This is a genomic window from Sphingomonas bacterium (assembly GCF_903644135.1).
In the GTDB taxonomy this organism is placed as follows: Bacteria; Pseudomonadota; Alphaproteobacteria; order Sphingomonadales; family Sphingomonadaceae; genus Sphingomonas.
Genome location: NZ_CAHJXA010000187.1, coordinates 1 through 5,495, shown reverse-complemented (window position 1 = coordinate 5,495; position 5,495 = coordinate 1). Strand labels below are relative to the sequence as shown.

4 protein-coding genes and 1 pseudogene are annotated in these 5,495 nt (G+C 71.1%); all 5 read left to right on the top strand.

From position 1 onward, the window contains the following. Nucleotides 1-943 (top strand): ExeA family protein (locus tag HUU96_RS10430; RefSeq protein WP_174292741.1); only part of this gene is annotated, 943 nt, incomplete at its 5' end. A 16-nt stretch (nucleotides 944-959) separates the two neighbouring features. Continuing rightward, nucleotides 960-1,787 carry an XrtA system polysaccharide deacetylase gene (locus tag HUU96_RS10425; RefSeq protein WP_174292743.1) on the top strand — a complete coding sequence of 276 codons (828 nt, stop codon included), beginning with the start codon at nucleotides 960-962 and terminating at the stop codon, nucleotides 1,785-1,787. After that, nucleotides 1,784-2,830 carry a FemAB family XrtA/PEP-CTERM system-associated protein gene (locus tag HUU96_RS10420; protein ID WP_174292740.1) on the top strand — a complete coding sequence of 349 codons (1,047 nt, stop codon included), beginning with the start codon at nucleotides 1,784-1,786 and terminating at the stop codon, nucleotides 2,828-2,830. Before HUU96_RS10425 ends, HUU96_RS10420 begins: the two co-directional genes overlap by 4 nt. Beyond that, complete coding sequence (locus HUU96_RS10415) at nucleotides 2,830-4,011, top strand: TIGR03087 family PEP-CTERM/XrtA system glycosyltransferase (RefSeq protein WP_174292742.1); 1,182 nt, start codon at nucleotides 2,830-2,832, stop codon at nucleotides 4,009-4,011. The genes HUU96_RS10420 and HUU96_RS10415 overlap by 1 nt, the downstream gene beginning before the upstream one ends. After that, a pseudogene (gene xrtA, locus HUU96_RS10410) lies at nucleotides 4,008-5,417 on the top strand (exosortase A); the annotation flags it as partial. The gene HUU96_RS10415 and the pseudogene xrtA, both read left to right, overlap by 4 nt. Between the last annotated feature and the right edge of the window lie 78 nt (nucleotides 5,418-5,495).

Here is a 5,495-nt window from a genome sequence, read left to right as displayed (position 1 = left end):
GACGCTGCTGATCGTCGACGAGGCGCAGGCGCTGCCTGTTTCCGCGCTCGAAGAGCTGCGGATGCTCTCCAACTTCCAGGCGGGCGGCCATGCGCTGCTCCAGATCGTGCTGCTCGGCCAGCCCGAGTTCCGCGCCGCGCTGCACGGCTCGCAGGGGCTGGAGCAATTGCGCCAGCGGGTGATCGCGATCCACCATCTGGAGCCGATGGCGGCCGGCGAGGTCGCCGCCTATGTCCGCCATCGCCTGGGCGTGGTCGGCTGGACCGGCCGGCCGGCATTCGCCGACAGCGCCTTTGCCGCGCTGCATCGGCTGACCGACGGCGTCCCACGTCGCCTCAATCAGCTGTGCAACCGGGTGATGCTGCACGCCGCGATCGAGCGCATTGAGACGATCACCGCCGCGACGGTGGATCTGGTCGCCGCCGACCTGTTCGCCGACCTGCCGACGATGGGGACCGGTGCCGCCGATTTGCCCGTTGCGCCGTTGGCGATCGAGCCGGTGGTGATGCCGCAACCCGCCGTCGAAGCTGCTTCTCTGGAGCAAGCCGCCGAACCGTCGTCGCCGATGGTTGAGGAAGCCGAGAAGGTCGCCGCGCCAGAGCCGCGCCCCTTCCGTCATTCGTGGCTGGCGCTCGACGCGGATGCGGCACCAGCTGCCGCTTCGCTTCCCGAGGCGGAGTTGCCGGTGGTCGAGGATGCCGTGGCCGAGCCGATCGATGAGCCCGAGCCGGTGGTCGACACCCCGACACCGGAAACCTCAACGCCCGATCCGGTGCTGAGCGATCGCCTCGCCGATCTCGAAGCACGGATGGAGGAGCAGGACGCGGCCCTGCGCCGGGTGCTGACGCTGCTGGTCGACTGGGTGGAGACGGATCAGGCGCCCAAGGCTGCGCCGATCGAGGAGCCGCGCGGCTATGTGCCGATCCGCGGTGCCGCGGCCTAGCCATGCCGAGCCCGACATGCTGAACGGCCTGTCGGTCGACGTCGAGGACTGGTTCCAGGTCGGCGCGTTCGAGACCGTGATCGACAAGGCGGACTGGCCGCGCCTCGAATCGCGCGTCGAGCGCAACACCGACGCGGTGCTTGCGCTGTTCACCGACCGTAGCGTTCACGCGACCTTCTTCACGCTGGGCTGGGTGGCAGAACGCTGCCCGGCGCTGGTCCGTCGCATCGTCGCGGCGGGGCATGAGATCGCCAGCCATGGCTGGGACCACCAGCGCGTCTTCACCATGACCCCCGGCGCGTTCCGCGACGACCTGCGCCGCACTCGCGAGGTGATCGAGCAGGCCGCGGGCGTGGCCGTCACCGGTTACCGCGCGCCGAGCTTCTCGATCGACGCACGCACCCCCTGGGCGCACCCGGTGCTTGCCGAGGCGGGCTACACCTATTCCTCCAGTGTCGCGCCGCTGGCGCACGACCATTATGGCTGGCGCGAGGCCCCGCGCTTCGCGTTCCGGCCGCTTGCCGACGCTGGGCTGGTCGAGCTGCCGGTCACCGTCGCCGAGCTGGCGGGCCGCCGGATGGCGACGGGGGGCGGTTTCTTCCGCCTGTTTCCCGCCGCGCTGACCGACTTCGCGGTGCGGCAGGTCAACCATGCGGCGCATCCGGCGGTGTTCTACTTCCATCCGTGGGAGATCGACCCAGATCAGCCGCGCGTCGCCTCCGCCCCGCTCAAGTCGCGGCTGCGCCACTATAGCCGGCTCGGCGCGATGGCGGGCAAGCTGCGCGGGCTGGTCGGCCGGCATGAGTGGGGACGCATCGACGCCGTGGTCGCGGCGCTGCCATGACCATGCCGCTGCTGACGATGCCGCTCGGCATCCGCGAGGCGGACCTGCGTTCGGCGACGGAGTCGGCGCGGATCGACGCCTTTGTGCGCGACCAGCCTGACGCCACCCCGTTTCACCTCACCGGCTGGAGCCGCGCGGTCGAACGCGGGTGCCGCCAGCGCGCTCGCTACCTCGTCGCCGAGCGTGGCGAGGGCACGGTCGCCGGCGTGCTGCCGCTGACGCAGATGCGCTCGGCGCTGTTCGGACGGGCGCTGGTGTCGACCGGCTTCGGCGTCGACGGCGGCGTGCTGGGCGACGGGCTGGAGCCGCTAGCCGCGGCGGCGTGGGAGATGGCGCAGCGGCTCGGCTGCGGCGTCGAGCTTCGCGGTGGTGACGCTCCAGCGGAGTGGACGATCGACCAGACGACCTATTGCGGCTTCGTCCGCCCGCTCGCCGTTGACGATGCGGCGGAACTGCTCGCCGTGCCCCGCAAGCAGCGCGCCGAGGTACGCAAGGCGCTCGATGCCGAGCTGACGGTGGAGGTCGGCGCGAGCGCGGCGATGCTGGCCGAACATCACCGCACCTATGCCGAGTCGGTGCGCAACCTGGGCACGCCGGTCTTCCCGTCGGCGCTGTTCCGCGCGGCAGTGGAAGAGCTGGACGCCGACATGCTTACCGTGCGTCACGCGGGCAGGGCGGTTGCGAGTGTCCTCAGCCTCTACCTGAACGGCACCGTCTATCCCTATTGGGGCGGCGGTACCGCGGCAGCGCGAGGTCTGCGCGCCAATGACCGGATGTATTTCGCGCTGATGGGCCATGCGCGCGCGTGGGGCTGCACACGCTTCGATTTCGGCCGCTCCAAGACCGGCACCGGCGCGGCGGCGTTCAAGAAGAACTGGGGGTTCGTGCCCGAGCCACGCCTTTATGCCAGCCGTAGCGTCGGCGCGGTGCGCGAGGTCAACCCGCAGAACCCGAAGTACGCCGCGATGGTGAAGGCGTGGCAGCATCTGCCGCTGCCGGTCGCGAACCTGATTGGGCCGTGGCTGTCGCGCGGGTTGGGGTAATGGAGATCCTGTTCCTCGCCCATCGCTGCCCCTATCCGCCCGATCGCGGCGACCGCATCCGCAGCTGGCACGTCCTGCGCCACCTCGCCACTCGCGCCCGCGTCCACCTGATCGCGCTCGACGAGGAGGTGCGGACACCGCCGCCCGAACTGGCTGCGTTGCTGGCGAGTTGCACGATCGTGCCGCGGACAAAGTCACGGGCGCGTGCGGCGGCCGAGGCGCTGGCGACCGGCCGGCCGGTGTCGCTGGCGGCGTTCGCGCATCCAGCAGTGCGCGAGGCGGTGGCGCGAGTGCTGCGCCAGCGACCGATCCGTGCGATCTACGTCTTTTCGGGGCAGATGGCGCAGTATCTGCCGACCGGCGCGCCGAAGGCGATCATGGATTTCGTCGATGTCGACTCGGCCAAGTTCGCAGCCATGGCCCAGAGCGGCCCCGCCGCGCGACGCTGGCTGCTGCGGCGCGAGGCGCGCCTGCTCGGCCGTTTCGAGCGCGCGGTGTCGGCCCGGGTCGCCGCCAGCCTGTTCGTCAGCGATGCCGAAGCCGCCCTGTTCCGCTCGACCGGCGGCGAGGGGGAGATCGTCGCGGTGGAGAACGGCATCGACTTCGCCCACTACGACCCCGCCGCCGTGGCGCCGCAGCCGGTGGCACGGCCGACGATCGTCTTCACCGGCCAGATGGATTACCAGCCCAACGTCGACGCGGTGCAGTGGTTCGCCAGCACGGTCCTGCCGCTGATCCGCGACCGCCACGCCGATGCCGCCCTTGCGATCGTCGGGCGTGCGCCGACCGCTGCGGTGCGCTCGCTGGCGGGGGAGCATATCATTGTGACGGGCGCGGTCGACGATACACGGCCGTGGCTGGCGGCGGCGGCGGTGTGCGTTGCGCCGCTGCTGCTCGCGCGCGGCATCCAGAACAAGGTGCTGGAGGCGATGGCGATGGCGCGGCCGGTAGTCGCCAGCCCCGCCGCGGCGGAGGGGATCGACCATCGGAACACGATCCGCGTCGCCGATGGTGCGGATGTCATGGCGGCTGCCATCGGTGCCTTGCTCGACGACCCCATTACAGCAGGCGAGCTGGGTCAGGCCGCCCGCCGTCAGGTCGAGCGCCGGTACTATTGGGATGCACGCCTGGCACCGCTGGACGCGCTGCTCGGCCTGCCGGCGGAACGGCGCGCGGCATGACGCTGGCCCTTTCCGTTCGTGCGGCCTCGCCGGCGGCCTCTGCGTGGCCACGACAGCTTGCCGGGCTGGCTGCGACTGTGGCGGCGCTGATGGCGCTGTTCGCGCGCGACGCAGGCCGCATCGTGGCGACCTGGTGGACCAGCACGACGTTCGGCCATTGCTTCGTCGTGGTGCCGGTGATCGGCTGGCTGGTGTGGCAGCGGCGCATGTTGCTCGCGCGATTGTCGCCAGCGGCGTGGTGGCCGGGCCTGGCGCTGGTCCTGGCCGGCGGCTCGATCTGGCTGGTCGGCGACGCCGGAGCGGTGACCTTTGCGCGCGAGCTTGGCCTGGTTATGATGCTGCAGGGTGCGGTGGTGACGCTCCTCGGGCCGTCGGTAGCGCGCGGGCTGGCATTTCTACTCGGCTATGCGCTGTTCCTCGTGCCCTTCGGCGAGTGGATGGAGGGGCCGTTGCAGCTGGTGACAGTGCGGCTGGCGATGCCGCTGCTTGGTGTCATGGGCGTGCCGGCCACCTCGAACGGCGTCATGATCCACGCCGGCCGCTATTTCTTCGAGGTGGCGGAGGCGTGCTCGGGCGCGAAGTTCGTCATCGCCATGGTCGCGGTCGGCGTGCTGGTCGCCAACCTGTGCTTCACTCGCTGGCCCCGGCGGCTCGTCTTCCTGGCGGCGTCGGTGGTCGTGCCGGTGCTCGCCAACGGCATCCGGGCGGCGATGACGATGTGGATCGCCAACCTGACCAGCGTCGAGGCGGCGTCGGGGTTCGACCATATCGTCTATGGCTCGGTGTGGTTCGGCGTCGTCATGGCGGCGACGCTCGGCATCGGCTGGCGCTGGTTCGACCGGCCGGTGGATGCGCCCGCCTTCGACCCGGCGCGGCTGGCAGGGCCGGTGCGGCACCGGCTAGCACTGTTGCCGGCAGCGGTGCTGACCTTGGCCATTGCGGCGGGGTTCGCGCTGTGGGGCGGGGTAGCCACCGCGCGCACGACGCCGCTGCCCGACCAGCTGACACTGCCGGCGATCCCCGGCTGGCAGCGGGTGCCGCTCAGCAGCCGGGCACCATGGCAGCCCTTCTATCCGGGAGCCGATCATCTGCTGATCGGCCGCTATGCCGATGCGGCCGGCGATCGCGTCGATGTCGCGGTGGCGGTCTATGCAAGCCAGCACGAGGGCAAGAGCCTGATCGCCTATGGCACCGGTGCGCTGGGGGGGCCGTGGCTGCGTGTCGCCGACCTGCCGCCGATCGCCGGGGCGAGCGCGATGCGGATCGCCGCGCCGGGACCGGTCGAGCGGGTGGTGACGACGCGCTACCGGGTCGGCGACACCGTGACCGACCGGCCGGCGGTGGTGAAGCTGGCGACCTTGCGCGCGCACCTGTTCGGCGGATCGCAGGTGGCGATGGCGGTGCATCTGGCGGCACGGGCGGATCGTTTTCCAAGCTCGGCTCGGGGACCTTGGTCCTCACCGGCGCCAGCGCCTATACGGGAG

Excerpts from the sequence above, each read along its gene's own strand:
- HUU96_RS10425 (WP_174292743.1), top strand. The coding sequence starts at position 960 with ATGCTGAACGGCCTGTCGGTCGACGTCGAGGACTGGTTCCAGGTCGGC.
- HUU96_RS10420 (WP_174292740.1), top strand. The coding sequence starts at position 1,784 with ATGACCATGCCGCTGCTGACGATGCCGCTCGGCATCCGCGAGGCGGAC.
- HUU96_RS10415 (WP_174292742.1), top strand. The coding sequence starts at position 2,830 with ATGGAGATCCTGTTCCTCGCCCATCGCTGCCCCTATCCGCCCGATCGC.